18 protein-coding genes are annotated in these 23,150 nt (G+C 69.6%); 9 read left to right on the forward strand and 9 right to left on the reverse strand.

What is annotated here, in order from left to right; all coding sequences use genetic code 11:
• Window positions 1-35: 35 nt before the first annotated feature.
• The 3 genes from BR39_RS0113855 to BR39_RS0113865 all read left to right on the forward strand — a co-directional run bounded on the left by BR39_RS0113855 (window position 36) and on the right by BR39_RS0113865 (window position 2,569).
• Window positions 36-1,037, forward strand: a complete 1,002-nt coding sequence (locus BR39_RS0113855; protein ID WP_029912876.1) for a cupin domain-containing protein — start codon at window positions 36-38, stop codon at window positions 1,035-1,037.
• A gap of 14 nt (window positions 1,038-1,051) precedes the next feature.
• Complete coding sequence (locus BR39_RS0113860) at window positions 1,052-1,945, forward strand: fumarylacetoacetate hydrolase family protein (protein WP_156035769.1); 894 nt, start codon at window positions 1,052-1,054, stop codon at window positions 1,943-1,945.
• 171 nt (window positions 1,946-2,116) lie between these two features.
• A complete protein-coding gene (locus tag BR39_RS0113865; protein WP_029912881.1) occupies window positions 2,117-2,569 on the forward strand; it encodes a c-type cytochrome in 453 nt (150 codons plus the stop codon).
• 64 nt (window positions 2,570-2,633) lie between these two features.
• On the opposite strand, the gene BR39_RS26745 is transcribed toward BR39_RS0113865, so the two are convergent.
• Entirely contained in the window at window positions 2,634-2,975 is a 342-nt protein-coding gene (locus tag BR39_RS26745; RefSeq protein ID WP_197026703.1) for a hypothetical protein, read from the reverse strand.
• Here BR39_RS26745 and BR39_RS0113870 point away from each other — a divergent pair.
• From BR39_RS0113870 to BR39_RS0113895, 6 genes are all read left to right on the forward strand, one after another.
• Complete coding sequence (locus BR39_RS0113870) at window positions 2,962-5,655, forward strand: TonB-dependent receptor domain-containing protein (RefSeq protein ID WP_197026704.1); 2,694 nt, start codon at window positions 2,962-2,964, stop codon at window positions 5,653-5,655. The two genes, BR39_RS26745 and BR39_RS0113870, sit on opposite strands and share 14 nt — an antisense overlap.
• A gap of 109 nt (window positions 5,656-5,764) precedes the next feature.
• Entirely contained in the window at window positions 5,765-6,868 is a 1,104-nt protein-coding gene (locus BR39_RS0113875) for a hypothetical protein (protein ID WP_051695673.1), read from the forward strand.
• Between the two features lie 73 nt (window positions 6,869-6,941).
• Window positions 6,942-7,160: a hypothetical protein gene (locus tag BR39_RS0113880; RefSeq protein WP_029912886.1), complete on the forward strand. Its 219-nt coding sequence runs from the start codon at window positions 6,942-6,944 to the stop codon at window positions 7,158-7,160.
• A 273-nt stretch (window positions 7,161-7,433) separates the two neighbouring features.
• Window positions 7,434-8,582, forward strand: a complete 1,149-nt coding sequence (locus BR39_RS0113885) for an efflux RND transporter periplasmic adaptor subunit (protein WP_029912888.1) — start codon at window positions 7,434-7,436, stop codon at window positions 8,580-8,582.
• A gap of 6 nt (window positions 8,583-8,588) precedes the next feature.
• A complete protein-coding gene (locus BR39_RS0113890) occupies window positions 8,589-11,807 on the forward strand; it encodes a multidrug efflux RND transporter permease subunit (protein WP_029912897.1) in 3,219 nt (1,072 codons plus the stop codon).
• Window positions 11,807-13,198 carry an efflux transporter outer membrane subunit gene (locus BR39_RS0113895; protein WP_029912900.1) on the forward strand — a complete coding sequence of 464 codons (1,392 nt, stop codon included), beginning with the start codon at window positions 11,807-11,809 and terminating at the stop codon, window positions 13,196-13,198. The genes BR39_RS0113890 and BR39_RS0113895 overlap by 1 nt, the downstream gene beginning before the upstream one ends.
• Window positions 13,199-13,297: 99 nt before the next feature.
• Here the strand turns inward: BR39_RS0113895 and BR39_RS25835 are convergent, their stop codons facing one another.
• From BR39_RS25835 to BR39_RS0113935, 8 genes are all read right to left on the reverse strand, one after another.
• The gene (locus BR39_RS25835; protein WP_029912903.1) at window positions 13,298-14,656 is read right to left on the reverse strand and encodes a DUF1501 domain-containing protein; all 1,359 of its coding nucleotides are present in this window, start codon (window positions 14,654-14,656) and stop codon (window positions 13,298-13,300) included.
• A 5-nt stretch (window positions 14,657-14,661) separates the two neighbouring features.
• Window positions 14,662-16,245, reverse strand: a complete 1,584-nt coding sequence (locus tag BR39_RS0113905) for a DUF1800 family protein (RefSeq protein WP_051695674.1) — start codon at window positions 16,243-16,245, stop codon at window positions 14,662-14,664.
• 202 nt (window positions 16,246-16,447) lie between these two features.
• On the reverse strand, window positions 16,448-17,443 hold the full coding sequence (virB11, locus tag BR39_RS0113910; protein ID WP_051695679.1) for a P-type DNA transfer ATPase VirB11: 996 nt from the start codon (window positions 17,441-17,443) through the stop codon (window positions 16,448-16,450).
• The gene (locus BR39_RS0113915; protein WP_035018440.1) at window positions 17,440-18,561 is read right to left on the reverse strand and encodes a TrbI/VirB10 family protein; all 1,122 of its coding nucleotides are present in this window, start codon (window positions 18,559-18,561) and stop codon (window positions 17,440-17,442) included. Before BR39_RS0113915 ends, virB11 begins: the two co-directional genes overlap by 4 nt.
• A complete protein-coding gene (locus BR39_RS0113920; protein ID WP_051695682.1) occupies window positions 18,558-19,289 on the reverse strand; it encodes a TrbG/VirB9 family P-type conjugative transfer protein in 732 nt (243 codons plus the stop codon). The genes BR39_RS0113915 and BR39_RS0113920 overlap by 4 nt, the downstream gene beginning before the upstream one ends.
• A gap of 29 nt (window positions 19,290-19,318) precedes the next feature.
• Window positions 19,319-20,506: a type IV secretion system protein gene (locus BR39_RS0113925; RefSeq protein ID WP_029912918.1), complete on the reverse strand. Its 1,188-nt coding sequence runs from the start codon at window positions 20,504-20,506 to the stop codon at window positions 19,319-19,321.
• Window positions 20,506-22,881 (reverse strand): VirB4 family type IV secretion/conjugal transfer ATPase, encoded by a 2,376-nt coding sequence (locus tag BR39_RS0113930; protein WP_029912921.1) that lies wholly within the window; start codon window positions 22,879-22,881, stop codon window positions 20,506-20,508. The genes BR39_RS0113925 and BR39_RS0113930 overlap by 1 nt, the downstream gene beginning before the upstream one ends.
• Complete coding sequence (locus BR39_RS0113935; RefSeq protein WP_051695686.1) at window positions 22,860-23,147, reverse strand: type IV secretion system protein VirB3; 288 nt, start codon at window positions 23,145-23,147, stop codon at window positions 22,860-22,862. The genes BR39_RS0113930 and BR39_RS0113935 overlap by 22 nt, the downstream gene beginning before the upstream one ends.
• Window positions 23,148-23,150: the final 3 nt, after the last annotated feature.

The raw sequence follows: 23,150 nt of genomic DNA on the forward strand, positions 1-23,150 counted from the left end.
CGTCCACCTTCCGTTTCAAGCCCCAGGGGGCCTCGATGAAGACCTTGCTGCTCGGCCTGTTGGCCGCCACCGCCCTGGGCGGCGCCGTTCAGGCTCAAGCCCCGGCGTCGCCGGCCGCCCCGGCCTCGGCGCCGGCGCTGATCCGCGAGCCGCCGTCGAACCTGCAGACGGGCCTGGACATCGACCGCTTCATCGGCGACCCGGCGCGCTCGATCACCCGCATCGCGCGCGACGCCATCATGACGCGGAAGATCCTGACGGCCGGCGACCCCGGTCAGCCTGGTCCCGACGGCGCGGTCCTGCGCTACCGCAAGGAGGTCGTGCTGGGAACGATCCAGCCGGGCGAGGCCTCGACCCTGAACGGCGTGCCCGAGCAGCAGATCATCTACGTCACCCACGGCCAGGGGCGGCTGGACGACGGCGTCAGGGCCTGGGACCTCAAGCCGGGCTACGCGATGCTGATCCCGCCCGGCGCGGTCCATCGCCTGGCCAGCGTCGGCGACGCGCCGCTGGAGATGATCATGATGTCGACCGCCTCGCCGCCGACGCCGGCGGGGGGCGAGATCCTGGTGCGCGACACCGCCAAGATCCTCTACATCGAGCAGGGCGTGCACTGGACCAACATGTCCAAGTCGCCGTTCAGCGATCTCGGCGAGCGGTTCCTGATCGTCTACATGGGCCCGATGACCGTCGCGGGCGCCCACGCCCACACGCCCGAGACCGAGGAGGGCTGGGTCAAGATCACCGACGGCCCGACCTTCATGCAGGTGGGCAGCGAGATCCGCCGCTGGCCCGCGAACGTCGGCCTGCTGTCGCCCAACAACGGCCAGACCGTCCACGCCGCGATCAACACCGGCGACAAGGTGGAGTCCTGGTTCTACTTCCAGGGCCGTCCGGCCACCGCGCCCCAGGCCCCGACCAACGGCCCGCGCTCGCCGCTGGGCGGCCGCGTCTGGACGCCCGAGATCGCCCAGTCCGCCATCGACGCCACCGTCGCGCCGCACGCGCTGACGGCCGCGCCGGCCAAGCGTAAGTAGGGGAGGCGGGTCTCTTGCGCAGCCCTTCGGCCATGTCTGGATTGGGACGCCTGATCGGGGTGTTGACGGCCGCCGCCGGTCTTTCCGCGGCGACGTCTGCGCTCGCGGCGCCATGTCCGGCCCAGCCGAAGGCCGCCGAGGTCGCCGGCCTGTGGCGCACGCTCACGCCGATCCCGCCCCTGGACATCCAGGGCGAGGCTCAGGCGATCTGTTTCCGCAAGGCCTTCGTCGCCGCCCTGGCTCCGGATCTGGGGCCGCGCGTCGGCTACAAGGTCGGCATGTTCAGCGCCGCCGCCCGCAAGGCGTTCGGCATCGAGCGGCCGCGGTTCGGCGAGCTCTACGCCAAGATGATCCTGCCGGAAGGTCAGGTCGCGCCGGCCGCGTTCGGGGTCGGCGGCGTCTGGGAATCCGACCTTCTGCTGGTCGTCGGCGACGACAGCCTGAACGAGGCGACGACGCGCGAAGAGGCCTATCGGGCCCTGCGCGGCTTCAAGCCCTTCATCGAGCTGACCAGCCGCAACTATGCCGATGGCTTCAAGCCCGGCGCCGACCAGATCGCCGCCCTGGACGTGGGCGCGCGCCTCGGCGTCGCGGGGCGGGAATATCCGCTGGCCCAGACGCCGGAGGGCATGGCGGCGCTGGAAAACCTTTCGATCGACGCGATCGTCAAGGACGCGAACGGCGAGCGGATCGAACAGGCGGTCGCGCGCGAGACCCTGGGCGACCTGCTCGACATCGCCCTGTTCGCCCGTGACGCGGTGCGCGCCGAGGGCGGGCGGCTGCGTCCCGGCGACGTCGTGAGCGTCGGCGTCTTCACCCCCGCCCACGCGCCCGCGCCCGGGCAGGTCGTCACCGTTCGCTATCATCTTCTGGCTCGGCCGGTCGATGTCTCGGTGGAGTTCCGCTGAGATGACCCGTCCGACGCCCTCCCTCTTCGATGGCGCGCCGCCCGTTGCGGTCGCGGCCATCTCCAGCCCGCCCTCGTCCCTGCGTGCGGAACTGGCCCTGGCGCGCGAGCGTCGGGGCCGCTCTTTCGCCCCGGGAAGCGCACGGTCCCTCATCCTGGCAGGAGCGACGTCATGAAAACCCTGCGATCCAAGCCGATGCTGAGCCTGGCGATGGCCGCCATGGTCGTGTGCGTCGGCGCCTCGCCCGCGGCCGCCCAGACCAAGGCCGGTTCGGCCAAGACCAAGGCCGTTCAAGCCAAGGCCCCGCCGGCCCCGCCGGGCGACATCGCGGCCGGCAAGGCGGTTTTCGAGATGCGTTGCGCGATGTGCCACGCCTCGGGCGGCGCCGGCGGACCCATGGCGCCGCGGCTCGTGGGCGTCTACGGCGCCAAGGCCGGTGGCCAGCCCAATTTCAAGTATTCGTCAGCACTGACCACCGCGAGCCCGCAATGGAACGCGGCCAATCTCGACGCCTTCCTCGCCAAGCCCCAGGGCTTTGTCCCTGGAACGAGAATGATGATCGCCACGCCCAAACCTGATGACCGGCGTAATCTGATCGCGTACCTGGCCTCCCTGCGAAAGTAGGGCGGACGGGCCTACCAAAACTTGCGAGCAGGTTGGCTCGCGGACGACTCCCATCGCCGGCGTTCTACGCCGACGGACGCCCCCGCACGTCTGTAATTGTGGGGTTAAGTCTAGGAAAAATAAGGATAAATTCCTCAGAAATTCGATTGACTACGAGTTTTTGCGGACGTATCCGGTGGCAAAACAAATAAAATAGAAAATAGGGGTTGGAAATGAAAACGTTTTCAATAACAAAGATGCTCTTCCTTGGGGTGAGCGTTGCAGCGATCTCTACCCAAGCTTTTGCGCAAGAAGCCAAAAGCGACGCCAGCGACGCTTCGAACGCTACGGTTGAGGAAGTGGTCGTTACGGGGTCGCGGATCGTCCGGAACGGCAACAACGCGCCCACGCCGGTGACCGTGGCCACGGCCGAGGCGCTGCAGACCAACACGCCGTCCAACATTCCGGACGCGCTCAACAAGCTGCCGGCGTTCGCGGGGTCCCGCGGCCAGGCGACGCTCGGCGCCGGCAGCACGCCCAACCAGGGCAACTATCTCAACCTGCGCGGCTTCGGCGTCGAGCGGACCCTGATCCTGATGGACGGCCGGCGGGTGCCGGCGACCAACGCGGCGGGCAACGTCGACACCAACATCATTCCGCAGATGCTGGTCCAGCGGGTCGATATCGTGACCGGCGGCGCCTCGGCGGTCTACGGTTCGGACGCCGTCACCGGCGTCGTCAACTTCGTGCTCGACAGGAAGTTCTCGGGCCTGAAGGGCGTGGTCCAGGGCGGGACCTCGTCGCGCAGCGACAACAGCTCCTGGCGCGCCGGCCTGGCCGGCGGCAGCGACGTCTTCGACCGCGGCCACGTGATCTGGAGCCTCGAGCACTACCAGTCGGAAGGCATCAAGTCGAAGTACGACCGCGAGCTGGGCGACTCCATCTACCAGGAGGCCGGCAACGGCACCGCGGCCAATCCGTTTCACCTCATCCGGGACGGCCGGGTCTCCAACACCAGCTTCGGCGGCCTGATCACCACCGGTCCGCTGGCCGGCCAGATGTTCATGCCGGACGGCTCGCTGGCGACGTTCAACGCGGGCACCCCGACGGGCAACTCCAACCTCTCCAGCGGCGGCGACGGCGGCTATGTCGTCGGCAACACCCTGCTGGCGCGCCTGCGCACCGACCAGGCCTTCGGCCGCTTCGAGTATCAGCTGAGCGACGACGTCACCGGCTTCATCCAGCTGTCGGGCTCGGAGTCCCGCGTGGTCTACCGCGGCCGCAACATCTCCCGCGCCGCCGGCGGCCCCAATGCGATCACGATCTACAGCGGCAACGCCTTCCTGCCGACCAGCGTCCAGTCGGTGCTGACCAACACCAACACCGCTTCGTTCAACCTGGGCCTCTACGACGTGGATATCGGCCAGAAGGCCGAGATCGACGCCCTCACCGACGCGCTCCAGGCGACCTTCGGCCTGCAGGGCAAGTTCCACGACAAATGGAACTGGGAGGCCTACTACACGCACGGTGAAAGCCGGCTGCGGATGCCGACCCGCTACAACATCAACAACCCGCGCTATTACGCGGCGATCGACGCGGTCAAGGACGGCGCCGGCAACATCGTCTGCCGCGTGAGCCTGACCAATCCGGGCCTCTATCCCGGGTGCGTGCCGCTGAACATCTTCGGCCAGGGCGCCGGGTCCCAGGCCGCGATGAACTACGTGCTGGGCACCACCCAGTTCCAGACCATCAACAAGATGGACGACGCGGCGTTCAACGTCGCCGGCGACCTGTTCGACACCTGGGCCGGCCCGGTCTCGGTGGCCGCGGGCTACGAATACCGCTCGCAGAGCATGGTCCAGACGACCAACGCCAACCCGCAGGACCCTGTCGACTTCACCGGCCTGCGCGGCGGCTTCAACAGCAACACCCAGGCCTGGACCCAGAACATCGTCGCGCCGGCCCAAGGCTCGAACAGCGTCTGGGAAGCCAATATCGAGGCGGTCGTCCCGCTGCTTAAGGACGTCGTCCTGGCCAAGAACCTCGAGTTCAACGGCGCCTTCCGCTACACTGACTACAGCACCAGCGGCGTGGCCAAGACCTGGAAGGTGGGCCTGAACTGGAACCCGATCGACGACCTGCGCTTCCGCCTGGTCCAGTCGCGGGACATCCGGGCGCCGACGCTGAACGACCTCTACGCCGGCCAGACCGTGGCCCTGACGGGCTACACCGATCTGCACACCGGCGTGGCGGGCTTCGTCAACGGCTCCAGCCAGGGCAACCCGAACCTGCAGCCCGAGGTCGCCGACAATCAGGTCGCCGGCGTCGTCTATCAGCCGCACTGGCTGCCGGGCTTCAGCATCTCGCTGGACTACTACAACATCGTCATCAACAACGCGATCGGCAGCGTCGGCGGCAACAACACCGCCACGCAGCAGGAATGCGAACGTTCGGGCGGGACCAGCGTGCTCTGCTCGCTGTACGTCCGGCCGCTGCCCTTCAGCGATCGGTCGGCCGCGAACTACCCGACCCTGATCCTGACGCAGAGCCTGAACATCGCGAAGACCTACACCCACGGGATCGACATCGAGGCGGGCTACGCCTTCAACCTCGAAGACATCCATTCGCCGGTGCCGGGTCAGATCGACGTCCGGATGCTGTACTCGAACCAGCCGGTCCTGAAGTCGCGGGCCCTGCCCAGCGCGGTGACCCTGAACCAGGCGGGGGCGGCGAGCCTCGGCCCGGGCTCGGTGGCGCCGGCCAAGAACCGCGTGAACCTGACCGTGAACTACAAGCTGGACAGGTTCCAGGCTAACGTCACGGCGCGCTACTGGTCCAAGCTGGTCCCGAGCTCGAACCCGACGCTGGTTTATTCGGACCCGAACATCCCGTCGATCACCTATGTCGACCTGAACGTCAGCTACGACCTGGTCTACAACGAGCACAAGGCCACGGCGTTCGTCACCGTCGCCAACGTGTTCGACAAGCAGCCGCCGGTCTACGCCTCGACCTCGTTCACCGGAAACCCCGGCTTCTTCTATCCGACGCCGACGGGCTACGACGTGGTCGGCCGCTACTTCACCGGCGGTCTGCGCTTCAGGTTCTAGGCGCCTCCCCCGGAGAGAGCCGCGCCTTGCCCCCCCGGCGCGGATCTCTCCACCCTGAAGGGGTCGCGCCTGGCGCGACCCCTTCGTTCTAACGCATGGTTGGCGTCCGATGGCACGCAAGACCCTTCACGCACTCTGCCTGGGCCTGCTGGCCGGCGCGGCGCTCGGCCTCGGGCCCGCGGTGGCTCAGCAGGCGGCGCAGCAGGCGTCCACGCCGGCGCCGCACGCGCCGGTGATCCCGGCCAAGACCGCCCTGGCGGCCGCGCCCCAGGTCAAGATCGGCAACAAGCTGTTGTCGGCGACGGTGCTGTTGCCCGATCCCGACAAGGGCTTCTATCGCGGCGTCCGGTTCGACTGGGCCGGCATGATCGCCAGCCTCACCTACAAGGGCCACGAGTACTACGGCCTGTGGTTCGACGGCGTCGCGCCCGATGTCCGCGACTACGCCTTCCGTGGCGACGAGATCGTCGCTTCGCCCAACACCGCGGCCGTCGGGCCGGCCGACGCCTACGACCCGAGCCAGCCTCTGGGCTGGGCCGAGGCCGCGCCCGGCGGGACCTTCGTCAAGATCGGCGTGGGCGTGCTGCGCAAGCCGACCGACGGCGCCAACTACAGTTCGTTCCGCGCCTATGAGCTGGTCGATCATGGGACCTGGAAGGTCCAGGCAAAGGCCGACCGGGTGGTCTTCACCCAGACGGTGTCAGACCCGATCAGCGGCTACGGCTATGTCTACAGCAAGGAACTGCGCCTGCAGCCAGGCCAGCCGGTGCTGGAGATCCGTCACAGCCTGAAGAACATCGGCGCCAAATCGATCACGACGACGACGTTCAACCACAACTTCCTGACTCTGGGCGGCGCGCCGGCCCAGGCGGGACTGCGGGTGGGCGCGGCCTTCGACCTGCGGCCCGGCAAGCCGCTGAAGGACGTGGCCGCGGTCGAGGGGCAGACGCTGACCTACCAGCGCGCACTTGGCGCCGAAGAGGTCTTCTCGACGCCGTTCGCGGTCGGCGATCCTGCGTCGTCGGCCTATGATCTCTCCGTGCGGAACGCCCATGGCGTCGGGTACGGCGTGCGCGCGGACCGTCCGCTGACCAGTCTCCAGCTGTGGTCGATCCGCAGCATCGTCGCTTTCGAACCCTTCTTGACCCTGGCGGCCCAGCCGCAGCAAACCGTGACCTGGACCTACAGTTATCGTTATGCAGCCCAACCCTAGTTCAGAGCTCTCGACCTCCAGCCCATCCGCCTTTCCGACGGCGGAGTTCGGCAGGGCGTCTCGGCATCGCCCCATGGTGACGCTGGATCGCCAGACGTTCCTCGATCTGCGCAATGTGCTGCGGGCGACGACCAAGGACTGCCTGCGCGAGACCTTCGGCGTCAGCGAGACGACGTGGACGAAGTTGCGCGACGGCCGACCGGTGAAGCAGATCACCCTGGACAGGCTGCTCGCCCGTTATCGCGCCATCATGGACGCGGACGAGGTCGTCCGGCGAGTCCGCGCCGCCTGACCGCGTTTCGAAAGTCGACCGAGCCGTGGGGGGCGGCGCAGTGGGATGAGGGCGAACGCACCGACACACTATGTCCGTCGAACCGCAGGTAGGAAATGATCCTGCAAACTTCGCCCCGTAGGGGCGGGGTGAGAGCTCGGTTCGATCGCAGTCTAGCCATCCGTTCTCGCGACCTGCTTGGCAGGATTTGGGCCAGGTCATGGCCGTGTTATGCAGGAGATTGAGGTCGTGGGACGAGGTGGAAATCCGCGAGGCCGAGCGCACTTGCGATGGATGGGCCTCCTGGCCCTGGCCGCCTTGGCCGCCTGCGGCGGCAAGCCCGACAAGGGCGGAGCGGGCAGGGGCGGCCCCGCGACCGTGGGCTATGTCGTGGTGCAGCCGACCAGCGTGCCGCTGACCACCGAACTGACCGGCCGCACCGTCGCCTATCAGAGCTCGGAGGTGCGGCCGCAGATCTCGGGCGTGATCGAGAAGCGGCTGTTCACCGAGGGCGCGCTGGTCCAGCGCGGCCAGCCGCTCTACCAGATCGACTCCAGCCTCTATCGCGCCGCGGCCAACCAGGCCCAGGCCGACCTCGAGAGCGCCAAGGCCAACCAGGAGGCCGCCCAGGCCCAGGCCGACCGCTACAAGCCCCTGGTCGCCATCGAGGCGGTCAGCAAGCAGGACTACGTCAACGCCGTCGCCGCCGCCCGCCAGGCGGCCGCGACCGTGGCCCAGAAGCAGGCGGCGCTGGACACCGCCCGCATCAACCTGCGCTTCACCACCGTGCCGGCCCCGATCAGCGGCCGCATCGGCCGTTCACTGTTCACGGTCGGGGCGCTGGTCACCAGCAGCCAGGCCGATCCGCTGGCCACCATCCAGCAGCTGGACCCGATATATGTCGACATCCAGCAGTCCAGCGCCGACGTGCTGGCCCTGCGCCGGGCCCTGGCGGCCGGCGGCGCCGCGCCGACCAGCGCCCAGGTCCGCCTGACCCTGGAGGACGGCGGCGACTACGACCAGATCGGCGTCGTGGAGTTCTCCGAAGTGGTCGTCGACCAGGGCACCGGCACGGTGACGCTGCGCGCCCGCATGCCCAATCCCAAGGGTCTGCTGCTGCCGGGCATGTTCGTGCGGGCCAGCTTCGCCCAGGCTGTCGACACCACCGCCTTCCTGGCGCCGCAGTCGGCCGTGTCGCGCGATCCCAAGGGCAATGCGACGGTCTTCGTCGTCGGCCCCGACAACAAGGCCGAGCCGCGCAAGATCGTCGCCGAGCGCACCCTGGGTCCCGACTGGGTCGTGACCAAGGGGCTCAAGCCGGGCGACAAGATCATCACCCAGGGCCTGGGCAAGATAAAACCGCACGCCCAGGTCAAGCCCGTGCCCGCCGACTCGCCCCAGCGCATCAAGCCCCGCAAGCCCGGCGACAAGAAGGGCGGTTGATCGATCATGCTCTCGCGCGTCTTCATCGACCGACCCATCTTCGCCTGGGTCATCGCCATCATCGTCATGCTGGCCGGGGCGGGCGCGATCACGCGCCTGCCGATCGCCCAGTATCCGGACGTCGCCCCGCCGCAGGTCTCGGTGCGCGCCACCTATCCGGGCGCCTCGGCCGACGCGATCCAGAACAGCGTCACCCAGGTGATCGAGCAGTCGCTGACGGGCATCGACGGCATGCTGTATTTCAGCTCGTCCTCGACCTCGCGTGGCCAGGTCAACATCACCGTCACCTTCGAGAAGGGCGTGGACCCCGACATCGCCCAGGTGCAGGTGCAGAACCAGGTGCAGCAGGCCGTCTCGCGCCTGCCCACCCAGGTCCAGCAGCAGGGCATCACGGTCCGCAAATCCAATCCCGACAACCTGCTGCTGGTCGGCGTCTACGACTCCACCGACAAGCTGACCAACCAGGACGTCTCCGACTTCCTGGTCTCCAACCTGCAGGACAACCTGGCCCGCACGCCGGGCGTGGGCGACATCAACGTCTTCGGCGCCCAGTACGCCATGCGCGTGTGGCTCAACCCGCAGAAGCTGGCCAGTTTCGGCCTGATCCCAGGCGACGTGGTCACCGCCATCCAGAACCAGAACACCGAGGTCGCCGCCGGCGAGCTGGGCGGCCAGCCCGTGCCCGACACCCAGCTGCTGAACGCCACGGTCACGGCCCAGTCGCGCCTGCAGACCGCCGCCCAGTTCGCCAACATCGTGCTCAAGGCCAACGCCAATGGCGCCAACGTCCGGCTCGGCGACGTGGCCCGCGTCGAGCTGGGGGCCGAGAACTACAACGCCCGCAGCCGCGTCAACGGCCATCCCGGCGCCGGCATCGCCGTGCTGCTGGCCCCCGGCGCGGACGCCCTGAAGACCGCCGAGCTGGTCAAGGCCGAGGTCGAGAAGGCGTCCAAGACCTTCCCGCCGGGCCTGAAGTTCGCCTACGCCAACGACACCACCGACTTCATCAAGCTGTCGATCGAGGAGGTCGTGAAGACCCTCTTCGAGGCCATCGTGCTGGTGGTCGTGGTGATGTTCGTCTTCCTGCAGAACTGGCGCGCCACCCTGGTGCCGGCCATCGCCGTGCCGGTGGTGCTGCTGGGCACGTTCGCGGTCTTCTACCTGGCGGGCTTCTCGATCAACACCCTGACCCTGTTCGGCCTGGTGCTGGCCATCGGCCTGCTGGTCGACGACGCCATCGTGGTGGTCGAGAACGTCGAGCGGCTGATGGAGGAAAATCCGGGCATGTCGCCGCGCGAGGCGACCATCCAGTCGATGAACGAGATCAGCGTCGCCCTGGTGGCCATCGCCCTGGTGCTGTCGGCGGTGTTCCTGCCGATGGCCTTCTTCGGCGGCTCGACGGGCGTCATCTACCGGCAGTTCTCGGTGACCATCGTGGCGGCCATGGTGCTATCGGTGCTGGTGGCCCTGATCCTCAGCCCGGCCCTGACCACGACCTTGCTCAAGCCCAAGCAGCATGTCGACGACCGCGAGCCGCGCGGCTGGTGGGCCAGGACCTTCCCGGCCCCGACCCGATGGGCCCACCAGGGCGGGCGCCGCTTCAACGACGCCTTCGACGACACCGCCCGCCGCTACCAGGGCGCGGTGCGCTCGGTGATCGGCCGCAAGGGACTGTTCCTGGCCATCTACGGCCTGGTGGCGGTGCTGCTGGCGGTGCTGTTCGTGCGCCTGCCGACCGGCTTCCTGCCGACCGAGGACCAGGGCAGCATCTCGCTGCAGATGCGTCTGCCGGCCGGCGCCACCCAGGGGCGGACGGCCCAGGTCCAGCGCCAGGTCGAGCGCTACTTCACCGACAACGAGACCGCCAACGTCAAGACGATGTTCACGGTCAGCGGCGGCGGGGGCGGCGGGGTCAACGGTCAGAACACCGGCCAGGGCTTCCTGAACTTCACCGACTGGAAGGATCGCAAGGGCAAGGAGAACACCGCCGACGCCATCGTGGCGCGCGCCTCCTCGGCCTTCCAGGGCTTCCGCGACGCCCAGGTCTTCGCCCTGGTGCCACCGGCCATCCGGGGCCTGGGCCAGTCTGACGGCTTCACCATGGAGCTGCTGAACTCCAGCGGCATGTCGCGGGCCGACTTCAACGCCGCGCGCGACAAACTGCTCCAGGCCGCCAACAACGATCCGGGCCTGAAGTCGGTGCGCCTGACCGAACTGCCCGACGTGGCCACCTTCAAGGTCGACACCGACGCCCAGAAACTGGCCTCGCTGGGCCTGACCCAGGCCGACGTCAACTCGACCCTGTCGACCGCCTGGGGCGGCCGCTACGTCAACGACTTCGTCGACCGCGGCCGGGTCAAGCGCGTCTACGTCCAGGGGGACGCGCCTTATCGTTCCGAGCCTTCGGATCTGAGCCAGTGGTTCGTCCGCGGCTCGGCGGGCCAGATGGCGCCGTTCTCGTCGTTCTCGACGACCTCGTGGTCGCAGGCCCCGACCACCCTGTCGCGCTTCAACGGCACCCCGTCCTACGAGTTCTCGGGCTCGGCCGGCGACGGCGGCAGCTCGGGCCAGGCCATGAAGCGCATCCAGGAACTGGCCGCCCAGATCCCGGGCGTGACCATCGCCTGGTCGGGCCTGTCGTATCAGGAGCAGCTGTCCTCGGGCCAGGCGCCGCTGCTCTACGCCCTGTCCCTGCTGGTGGTGTTCCTGTGCCTGGCGGCGCTCTACGAGAGCTGGTCGATCCCGGTGGCGGTGCTGCTGGTCATTCCGCTGGGCCTGGTCGGGGCGGTGCTGGCGGTGACGCTGCGCGGGCTGATCAACGACGTCTATCTGCAGATCGGCCTGCTGACGACCATGGGCCTGGCGGCCAAGAACGCCATCCTGATCGTCGAGTTCGCCGAGCAGGGCGAAAAGCGCGGCCAGCCGATCATGGAGGCGGCGCTCGACGCCGCCCGGATCCGCCTGCGGCCCATCCTGATGACGAGCCTCGCCTTCATTTTCGGGGTCCTGCCGCTGGCCATCTCGACCGGCGCGGGCGCCAACAGCCGCATCGCCATCGGCACCTCGGTGATCGGCGGCATGCTGACGGCGACGATCCTGGCGATCTTCTACATCCCGCTGTTCTTCATCCTAGTGCGCCGCGGCTGGCGGGAAGGACGCAGGCATCTGGGCCACGGCGAGGAGCCGCCGGTCCCACCGGCCTCCGGCCAAGAGGAGCCCGCCTGATGCGCCGCGTCGTGACCCTGCTCGTCGCCTCGGCCGTCCTGGCCGGCTGCTCCATGGAGACGCCGTACGTGCGGCCGGCCTCGCCCGCGCCGGCGGCGTTCCCGTCCGGCGGCCCTTATCCGGCCCAGCCGGCCGAGGCGGCGACGTCGATCCGCTACGCCGAGGTCTTCACCGATCCGCGTCTGCGCACCCTGGTGGACCAGGCCCTGGCCAACAACCGCGACCTCCGCGTCGCCGCCGCCGACATCCTGGCGGCCCGCGCCCAGTACCGCATCCAGCGGGCCGACCGCTTCCCGCAGGTGGACGTGACGGGCCGCTACGCCCGCGCGGGCGACAACGGCCCGGACACGGGCTCGAACAAGGGCAACTCCTACTCGGCGCAGCTGGGCGTCACGGCGTTCGAGCTGGACCTGTTCGGGCGCGTGCGCTCGCTGACCGGCGCGGCCCTGCAGCGCTACATGGCCACCGAGGAGGCCGCCCGGGCCGTGCGCCTGACCCTGGTGGGCGACGTGGCCGAGGCCTGGCTGACCTACGCCGCCGACGCCAGCCTGCTGCGCATCGCCGAGCAGACCGTCGCCAACGCCCAGCGCGGCGTCGACCTGACCCAGGAACGGCTGAGGGGCGGGGTCGCGCCCCGCACCGACCTGCGCCAGGCCCAGACCATCCTGGCCGCCGCCCAGGCCGACGTGGCCCGCCAGCGCGCGGCCGTCGCCCAGGACCTCAACGCCCTGCAGCTGCTGGTCGGCGCGCCGGTCGACGAGGCCCTGCTGTCGACCTCGATCGAGGAGGCCGCGCCCACCCTGACCCAGCTGTCGGCCGGGATCAGTTCCGATGTCCTGCTGCGCCGCCCCGACATCGCCGAGGCCGAGCACCAGCTGCGGGCCATGAACGCCGAGGTGGGCGCCGCCCGGGCGGCGCTGTTCCCGACGATCTCGCTGACCGGGACGGCGGGCTACGCCAGCACGACCCTGTCGTCGCTGTTCAAGGGGGGAGCTTACAACTACGCGGTGGGCGGGGCGCTGACCTATCCGATCTTCCGGGCCGGCGCGGGTCGGGCCGGGGTGGCCTTCGCCAAGGCCGAGCGCGACGCGGCCCTGGCGACCTACGAGAAGACGATCCAGTCGGCGTTCAGCGAGACCGCGGACGCCCTGGCCCGCCTGGGCACGATCGGCGACGAGCAGGCCGCCGATCGCCTGCAGCTCGAGGCGGCGAGCGACACCTACACGCTGGCCAACGCCCGCTACCGGGCCGGCGACGAGTCGTTCCTGACCAGTCTGGACGCCCAGCGCACGCTCTACGCGGCGCAGAAGACGATGGTCGCCATCCAGCTGGAAGGCGCGGTCAACCGGGTCGACCTCTACCGGGCCCTCGGCGGCGAAACGGCGCCGTGAGGCGACGGTCCGGGAAGATCCGTTCCTTCGAGGAAGGGCGACCTTCCCGAACCTAGGCCGCCGAGGCCGCGACCCCAGGGGGCGCGGCCTCGGGCCGGACTATCCGAAGAGCGGCACGGGACCGCGCCCGCCGCCGTTCCAGGTCGACCAGTTGGGGAAGACGTACGGCATGTCGCTCGCGCTGACGCCGTACCACTGCGCGATGGCGCCGATGTACTCCTCGACCGCGATGCTGGGGATCCAGCGCCCGTCCGTATTGGCGTCCTCCGGGCCGCCGAAGGTGGTGTCCGGGTAGCGCCCGTGGACCTTGCGCGAGGCCAGGGCCGCGCCCAGAACCAGATGGTTCGAGCCCCAGGCGTGGTCGGTGCCGCCGTTGCTGTTCGGTTTGAACACCCGGCCGAAGTCCGACATCGTGAAGGCGGTCACGTTGTTGGCCAGGCCCAGGGCCTTCATGGCGTTGTAGAAGCCGGCCAGGGCCATCGCCAGATCGGCGTAGAGCGTACTGTGCGTCGCCAGTTCGTTGGCGTGGGTGTCGTATCCGCCCTGGCTGACGAAGAACGTCTGCTTGGCGTGACCCAGGGTGTTGCGCGCCTCGATCATGCGCGCGGCGCGCAGGAGCTGCTTGGCGATGTCGCTGGTCAGGGCCGCGCCGGTGGTCGGGTTCTTGAAATACTGGTCGACCGTCGAGCTGGCGGTGCTGATGATCGTGTCGGCCGTCCGGGCCTGGGCGTAGGCCGAGGACATGCCGCGACCGGTCAGGTCGGTGACGGCGCCGAAGGCGGACGTGTCGGCGAAGACGTCCAGGGCGGCCTGGCGCGCCTTCACCGGGCCGTCGGGCGGGCTGGTGGCGTAGCCGTAGCGCGAGATGCCGCCGGAGGAGGGCAGGACCAGCGGCGAGGCGGTCCTGCCGATCAGGGCCAGCTGCGAACCGGCGACCGAGATCAGGGCCGGCACGTCGGTCTGCACGGCCTTGTCCAGGATGCGCCCCATGAACCCGTCCAGGTTCTTCTCGCGCACCCGCATGCCCTGCCATTCGTTCTGCTGGTCCTCGTGGGACATCAGGTTCAGCGGGCGCAGGTCGGGACGGCTCTGGAACAGGCTCTTGGTGAGGGGCTGGTAGAGCGTGCCGGTGTTGAGCACCGCGCTCAGCGCGCCTTCGTCCCAGGCGGTCTTCAGCGGCGCGAAGGCCGGATGCAGCGCGAAGGCCGTGCCGGTCAGCGGCATCAGCGTGTCCTGCTTCAGCGCGATGGCGCCGCGCTGGCTGGCGTAGGCCGTGTATCGGCTGTCGTTGGGCACCACCATGTTCCAGGCGTCGTTGCCGCCGAACAGGAAGACCCCGACCATGGCGCGGTAGGTCGAGGTGTCCGCGAGGGCGGCGGTGACGCCGAGGTGGGCCAGGGCGGCGGTGGCGGAGGCGCCGGCGAGCAGCCGGCCGAGATCGCGACGGGAAAGGGTCATGGCGGTTACCGATCGACCTGGAATTGCGGGGAGGTGGCCAGCACGTAGAGCGCGGCCTGGGCGCGCTTGCGGGCCTGGAGCGCCGCATCCGCGTTGTTGATCTTCATCGCCGAGATCAGCGCGTTGCGCTGGGCGCTGGTCATTGTGCCGTTCAGGAACACCAGATCGAGGCGATCCAGCAGCTTGTCCTGGTCGGCCGCGAGGGCTTCCCAGTCGGACCACGGGAAGGTGGTGCCGGTGGTGCCGGGAATGGCCGCCTGCGGTTTGAACTCCGTGCGCACCGTGTCGCCGTTGATCGTCCAGTCGTAGACGATGTTGTGACGGGCCAGGACGGTGGCCGTGGTCATCAGCTTGCCGGCCGGGCTGACCAGGCCGGCGCTCTGCGCCAGGGGGTAGTCGTAGGGATAGAAGTTGAACACCGACGGGGCGCGGAACGGCATCTGCCCCAGCACCGCGTCGCGGTAGTAGAAGGCGTAGCCGTCGGTCTGGACGCCCAGGGCCCGGCCGAAGCTGGTGAAGAACAGCACCGGCTCCTTGACCTTGCCCGGGTTGGGCGCGGTTCCGCGCGCCTCGGAGTCCGTCAGGATCGCCTTGATCACCGCCTTCATGTCGCCGCGCACCCCGGCGCCGTTGTTGGTGAACACCGCCGCGACCCGACCCACATAGGCGGGCGAGGGGTTGGCGATCACCAGCTGCTGGATCAGCCGCTTGGAGATGAAGGGAGCCGTGTTGGGGTGGTTGAACACCGCGTCGACGACGGCGTCGACATTGGCCTGCGGCGAGGCTCCGGCCGCGACCGTCGCGCCGAGGAAGGTCTTGGCGCCCGTGTCGACCCGCGAGGTGTTGACCACCATCGGCTTGGAATAGTCGAGCTTGGTCCCGTCGGTGGTCGGCGCGCCGTCGATGCGGGCGTAGGTCCAGCCGCATAGCGCCCGGGCGACCTCCTTGACGTCCGCGGGGCTGTAGGTGGCGATGACCTGGCCGCCGGCGTCCAGTTGCGGGCTGCCGTCCTGGTTCAGCATCACGGTGCCGATCGAGAACAGCTGCATCAGTTCGCGGGCGTAGTTCTCGTTGGGCTGGGTCTTGTTGCTGTCGACCATGTCCAGGAAGTTGCCCATGAACGGGTTCAGGGTCGTCTGGGCCAGGATGTCGCGATAGTTGCCGAAGGCGTTCGACAGCAGGATCTGGTTGAAGGTCGCCAGACCGGCGGTGGTGTGCACCTCCAGGTCCGAAGCCACCACGATCTGCGACAGGGCGAAGGCCACGCGCTGGCGCAGCTGGTCGTCCTTGCCCATGGCGTCGGCGTAGAACCGCATGGCCATCGGCGTGGCCGAGAAGTTGTCGCGGTTGCAGTTGGTCAGGTCCTGACCGGTCAGGCCCTGGGCGGTGCAGAAGTTGGTCGCCACCGGCTTGGCCGCCAGGTCCGCGTAGGTGCTGGCGTTCAGCGTGAACTGCTCGTCGATCCAGGCTTCCGGGGTCTTCAGCGCCACGATGTGGTCGATGAGCGCCGGGGTCGGGCCGAACGTCGCCTGCTTGGCCAGGCGCGAGGCCTCGGCCGGCGTGATCGCCGCGGGTGCGGCGGCCGCCATGCGGACGCTCGCCTCGCCCTGGGCGGACGACGTCGCGCCTCCGCCGCCGCTGCTGCCTCCTCCTCCGCCGCAGGCGGCGAGGAACAGGGCCAAGGAAAGACCGGCTCCGGAGCTAAGATACTTGTTACGCATGCACAATTCCCCGATCACGCCCCCGGCGGAGGCGCGCTGAAAGTGGAAACGAAGGCGGTGAAGGCGGCCGCTATCGATCGATGAAGAGGATCTCCCTGACGGCGCGGACGCCGCCTTGGCGGTGAAGCTGGACGAAGACGTCGACGACGCGCTCGACATGGTCGATCACGTCCTGGCGTCGCAGGTTGGCGCCGGCCTGGAGGGCCATCAGCGCCAGTTGTTCGACGGCCCCGCGCGGGTCGTCGGCGTGGACCGTGGTCATCGAGCCCGGGTGGCCGCTGCTGACCGCGCGCAGGAAGCTGAAGGCCTCCGCGCCCCGGAGCTCGCCCAGGATGATGCGATCCGGCCGCAGACGCAGGGTGGCCTGGAGCAGGTCCTCGACCCCGATCCGCGCCTCGCCCTGTTCGCCCCGCACGGCCACCAGGCCGACGGCGTTGGGGTGGACGAGACGGATTTCCGGGGCGTCCTCGATCAGCACCAGCCGCTGGTCGAGCGGAACTTCCTTCAGGAGGGCGTTGAGAAAGGTGGTCTTTCCGGTGGAGGTGCCGCCGCTGACCACGATGTTCTTGCCCGCCCGCACGGCGGCGGACAGGAAGCCCTGGACGTCGCCGGCGTCGAGCATCGCCCGCAGCGCCGCGTCGGGCCTGGTCGGCGGCGTCGTGGCGTCGGCGAAGGCGCCGGCCCGAGCGTAGTCGGCCAGGGACAGGTCCGAGACCACGTGCTTGCGGATGGCCATGGCCATGCCGCCGCGCGTGGCGGGGGCGGCGACGATCTGGACGCGCGCGCCGTCGGGCAGCACCGCCGAGAGCAGGGGATGCTCGCGGCTGACGCCCTGGTGCGACAGGCTGGCGACCTGGCGAGCCAGCCGCCACAGATTGGTCTCGTCCAGGGCCGGGAGGTCGATGCGCTCGACCGCGCCGCCCAGCCGCTCGACCCACAGTTCGCCCGGGCGGTTGACGTAGAGGTCCGTCACGCCCGGCTCCGCCAGCCACGGGGCCAGAGGCGCGAGATAGGCCTCCAGATAGACGCCGGCGCCGGGCTGGGATTGGAGGGCGTGGATCGTCATGAGCCCGGGTTCCGCACGCCGGAGAAGTCGAGGTCGCGGGCGACGAAGATCGTCACCGGCGCGCCCTGCGGCGTCTGGATGGTCGGGGAGGTCGTGCTGGGCTTGGCCGAGTTGGCGAGGTTCGCCGCCTCGGTGGCCGAGCCGATGTAGATCTGCGAATTGGTGTGGACGTTGCTGACCGCCGCCACGCCGGCGTTGAGCACCGACATCAGGATCGAGCCGCCGAAGCGCGTGAAGAAGTGGCGGTCGACCTTGCCCTCCAGGCCGCCCCGGCCCAGCGGGTCGGCGGCGGGCGAGCCGATTTGGATGGTCACGCCGTCGGGACGGATCACCCGGGTCCAGATCACGAAGACCCGCGACGCGCCCAGGGCCACGCCGGATTTGTACTGGCCGATGACCCGGCTGCCGCGCGGGATCAGGATGGTCGAGCCGTCGAAGCTCTTGACGTCGCGGGTGACCATGGCCCGGGCCAGGCCCGGCAGGTCGGAGTTGATCGCCGTTTCCATGACCGCCGGGATCACCGCGCCCTGCGGCACGACGGCGTCCAGGTTCTGCATGGCCGTGGCCTTGGCCGGGGCCGCCTCGTCCAGGCCGACGCGGTCGGCGAAGCGTTCCTCCGCGTTCAGGCCGTCGAACTTCACGGCTGAGGGCGCGCCGGACTCGGCGCTGGCCTTGACCAGCATCGCCGGACGCTCGCCGCCGCCGAAATCGACCACCAGGGCCGGGGCGCGGCGGCGGGCGCTCAGGTCGATCGCCGCGCCGGTCGCCGTCGCGCTCATCGGCGGTAGGGGCGAGGCCGAAACCGGCGCGCTGTTGTCGACCGTGAACTGCGGGGCGGGCACGGCGTAGAGCGGACCCCTGGCGACGGGCGCCGGCGCGGGGGCGGCCGCCGGCGTCGCGACGATGGCGGCTTCCATTCTTTGCGGGCGCGTCTTCGCGTCGGCGCGATGGCTGGACATCCAGGCGAACAGGGCCAGTCCCATCACCCCGAAGCCGGCCAGGATGGCCAGATTGGAGACCCCGGGGCCGCGCGCGACCAGCGGACGGGCCTGGGCGTCGGCGGCGGCCAGGTCCTCGATCACGTCGGGGGACTGGCGGGGATCGAAGTCCTGGGTCATCGGGCTTTCCCCACGGGAGCGCCAAAGGCGTCGTTGGTGATCACGGCCTGGGCCTTGTCGCTGCGCAGGACGAAACGGGGCGCGAGTTGATCGACGACCAGGTAGCCGTCCTTGACCACGGCGTTGGCCAGGCCTTCGACGCCGTCGGCGCCGACGATGAAGATCGCCGGCAGGTCGATCTGGGCGGGCCAGGCGAAATAGGTCGAAGCGCCGTCGTCGAACACGCGGGCCGGCTGCAGCGCCGGCGCGCCCCGCAGGCTGTAGGCGGTGTTGCGGGCCACCGGCGCCGGCTTGACCGGAGCGGCGGCCACGGCGATCGGCGGGGCTTCCGGGTAGCGGAAGCGCACCACATAGGCGGCGTCGGCGGTCGAGGCCTTGGCCGGGGCGACGGCCAGCTCGAACACGTAGCGGCGGCGATCGGTGACCACGGTCATGTTGGTGGCCGGGGCGCGGTCGACGGGCTTGAGGAACAGCAGGTTGGCGCGCTTGTTCGGCGTCACCTGCCAGCCCATGGCGTCGCCGATCGAGACGTTCTCGATGCGCTCGTCGGGGCCGAACTCCAGCATGGTCTGGAAGCCCATGAAGCCGGTCAGGCGCTGCACGTGGTCGGGGCTGTAGGCGAACGTGCGGATGTGCGGATCGGCCCCTTGGGCCAGGGCCGGAGCGGCCAAGGCGGATAGGGCGATCGACAGGGTCGCGATCGGGAAGGCGAGGCGCGGGCGCTTCACGGCGAGGACTCCGATACGGGGGCAGGCGGTCACAGGTCCCTCCGGACGCTGGAGGCGGCGTGACGGGGCGAGGCGGGGCGGCGATAGCTGGCGCCGAGCGGAACGGCGGCTCCGGCCGGCGCGGCTTGGGCCGTCGCGCCCCGGTCGGCGACCAGGGTGAGGCGGCGCGGGCCGGCCGGCGCGGCCGAAGCGGCGGGCTGGCTGTCGCGGCGTTCCATCGCCACCGCGGCGGCGGCGATGTGGGCGGCGCGCGAGCGGGGTTCGACCTCGCCGGCGGCGTAGCGGGCCCCATGGGGCGAGGCGGCGGACTCGCCGTTCCCGACGGTCGGGGCGGCGCGCGGCAGGCGAAGGCCGGCGGCGGTCACGGCGACGGCCACGGCGGCCAGCACCAGCACCACGGCGAACACCAGGCTGAGGACTAGCACGGTCACCGCTGGACCGATGTCGAGCGGCGCGAACTGCTGGACGTCGTCCAGGGCGGCCAGGGCCTTCAGCGACGGCGCCATTATGGCCAGTTGCAGCGCCAGGGCCAGGGTGGCGACCATGGGCAGGACGGCCAGGGCGATCATCGCCTTCAGCCAGCCCTCGACCAGGCCCTTGGTGGTCTCGAACAGCAGCAGGCCGGCGATCAGCGGGGTCATGGCCAGCAGGACCGACAGCACCACCTTGCAGGCCAGGATGACGCCGAGGCTGGACAGCAGCATGATCAGGCCGCCGATATTGACCGCGAAGGCCGCGAAGCCGGGGCCGCCCTGCAGGGCCGCGTCGTGTGCTCCGGCGCGGGTGGCGAAGTGTTCGGCCGCCTTCTGCAGGGCGTCATAGGCCGCCTGCAGGCCGGTGAACGGATCGGCGTGGGCGCCGGCGCCTTGCAATTGGCCCAAGAGCAGGCGGCCGACCTCGGCGGGCGCGTTGAACAGGGCGTCGTAGACCAGGGTCTCGACCAGCGGCCAGTTGGTGGCCAGGGCCACGACGAGGCTGAGCTTGATCACCGAGACGGTGATGTCGCCCATCCGCAGGCCGCTCCCGCCCAGCATCAGCTTGTAGCCGACGAAGGCGACGTACAGGGTCATCAGGATTGTCAGCAGGGTGGCGATCGGGGATCCGGCGGCGGCCAGGGCGGTGTAGCCGGCCTCGGACAGGCCGTGGACCTGGCAGTCGACCGAGCCGATCAGGCCCTGGACCAGCGGCGCGCCGGCGGCGGTGCAGGCGGCGGCCATCACGCGGCGTCCTTCAGCAGCCTGGCCATCCAGGCGTCCGGCGCGTCGCCCACGCTTTCGCGCAGGGCGTCCAGCCTGCGCACCGTGCTCTCGCGACCCGACAGCACGGTCAGCAGTTCCGGCGAGCCGGCCAGGTTCAGGCGGGCGACGACGCTGTCGGTCCCGTGTTTGATCAGGAAGCACCGCGCGGTGTCCGGCAGGCTCTTGATCAGATCGAACTCATGTTGCGTCAGGCCGAAGCCGTCGCAGTAGTCGCGGGCCTGGGCCTTGGGATTGGCCATGAAGATCTGGGTGGCGGCCTGCTCGATGATGGCGCTGGCGATACGGCTTTCCAGGGCGTCCTGGGCGCTCTGGGTGGCGAAGCCGACCAGGCCGTTGCGCTTGCGCAGGGTCTTTTCCCAGTCCTTGATCCGGGCCACGAACACGTCGTCGTCCAGGGCCTTCCAGCCCTCGTCGATGACGATCATGGTCGGATGGCCGTCCAGGCGCTGCTCCACGCGGTGGAACAGGTACATCATGGCCGGGGTGCGCAGGGCCGGGTCATCCAGCAGCTGGGTCATGTCGAAGCCCAGGGTGGCGGCGTCCAGGTCCAGGCGGTCGTCGGCGTTGTCGAACAGCCAGGCCTTCTCACCGGCGCCGTGCCACGGGGCCAGGCGCGCGGCCAGGTCGGCGGCGTCCGGACGCCGCGCGCCCTTGAACAGCTCGGCGAAGAACCGCAGGCGGCGCAGGCGCGGCGCCTGGTCGAAGTTGGCGTCGACGGCGTCCTTGATCCGCGCCAGGTCGTCGGCCGACAGGGTCTCGCCGGGCGTCGCGACCAGGCGAGCCGTCCATTCGGCCAGGAACTTGCGGTTGGCGGCGGTGTCGGGCAGGGCCAGCGGGTTGAAGCCCGTCGCCAGGCCCGGCCGCAGCACTTCGTAGCGGCCGCCGATGGCGCGCAGGAAGATCTCGGCGCCCCGATCCTTGTCGAAGAAGACCGTGCGCGGGCCGTACTTCTGGGCCTGGGCGAGCAGGAAGTTCAGCACCACGGTCTTGCCCGAGCCCGACGGGCCGATGATCGTGAAGTTGCCCAGGTCGCCCTTATGGAAGTTGAAGTGGTAGGGGCCCGCCGAGGTGGTCTCCAGCAGGGTCACGGCCGGCCCCCAATGGGCGCCCTGGGCCTGGCCGACCGGGAAGTTGTGACCGCTGGCGAAGCCGGCGAAATTGGCGGTCGAGATCATCGCCCGGCGGGCGATATCCTTGAAGTTGCCGGGAAACTGGGCCCAGAAGGCCGGTTCCAGATTGATGTCCTCACGCACCGCGATGGCGCCCATCTCGGTGAAGGCCGACAGCACCTCCGCGCTGGACTGGTCCAAGGCCTGGAGGTTCTCGCCCCGCACCAGCACGCTCAGGTGATGCTCGCCGAAGGCGGCGCGACCGCTGACCACGTCGTCCTTGGCGCGGATCAGGTCGGCCTTCAGGCTGATCCCGTCGTCGTCGGCGGCCCGCATGCGGCGCAGGGCCAGGTTCATCTTCTCGAGCGTGGGCTGGCGGTCGACGAAGCCGAAGCTCTGGGTGACCACCATCTCGCAGGGCAGGCGCAGCAGGTCGTCCAGCATGCCGGCGCTGGTCTGGGCCGGATAGTCCTTGATCGAGATCAGGGAGGCGAAGCCGCGGGGCAGCGCGCCGGCCCGCGACAGTTCCAGGGTCTCCAGGCCGAAGCTGATCCGGCGATAGGGCAGATGCTCGCCGGCGTCGCCCTGCGGGACCAGCATCGGACGCATCTCGCCGTTATAGAGGCAGGACAGGAATTCCAGCGGCTCCGAGCATTGGCCGTGGGCGCCGTCGTACAGGCCCAGCACCCGCGCGCCATAGGGCGCCAGGGCCGAGATCAGGCTGTCGCGGGCGGCGTCCAACTCGCGGCGGTCCTGGGCCTTGGTCTGGTCGGCCTGGACGCGATCGGCGCCTTTCAGCAGGCGCAGGGCCTTGTCCACGATCCCGCCCTGGCCCTGCAGCGGCCGGCGGACGATCGTCAGGAACAGATCGTTGACATAGAGCTTGCGGCCTTCCAGTCGCGCGCTCCAGGCGGCGTCGAGATCGCGGCTGAAACCCTCGGCGAAATCGCCTTCCGTCCCGACCTTGGCCTCGCGGCGGACGATGTGGTGGTAGACGGCGAAACGCGAGCTGGACAGTCCGCGCAGCATCACGTCGCGCACGGCCTTGCGATAGTTCAGCTCCTCGCTGTCGGCGGTCTCGAACGGCAGGCCGGCCAGGTGGATGACCTGCATCAGCAGGCCGTCGCGGGTTTCCAGCGTCCGGGCGTCCAGGTGACGGGCGTAGGGCAGGCGCTTGCCGGCCGACGCCTCCTTCTTGCGGTTCACGGTTGGTAGCTGTTGCATCGCCAGGCCCGGAAATTGGGAACACGGGGGCAGCGGCTGACCTTGGTCAGCCACAGGTCGAAGATGCGCGGTTCGCGCAGGCAGGCCGCGTAGCCGATCGCGTGGATCACCAGCGCCGCGGCGATGGCCCAGAACGACTTGGTGACCAGGAACAGCTCGGTGGTGACCACGCCGTTGATCACGAAGTAGCTGTAGGTCACGCCGGCGAACATCTGGGGCCGGGTCAGGGCCCCGAACACCACGTCGCGATCGAGCGGGGCGGCCATCGT

It is taken from the genome of Caulobacter sp. UNC358MFTsu5.1 (assembly GCF_000712075.1).
Taxonomy (GTDB): Bacteria; Pseudomonadota; Alphaproteobacteria; order Caulobacterales; family Caulobacteraceae; genus Caulobacter.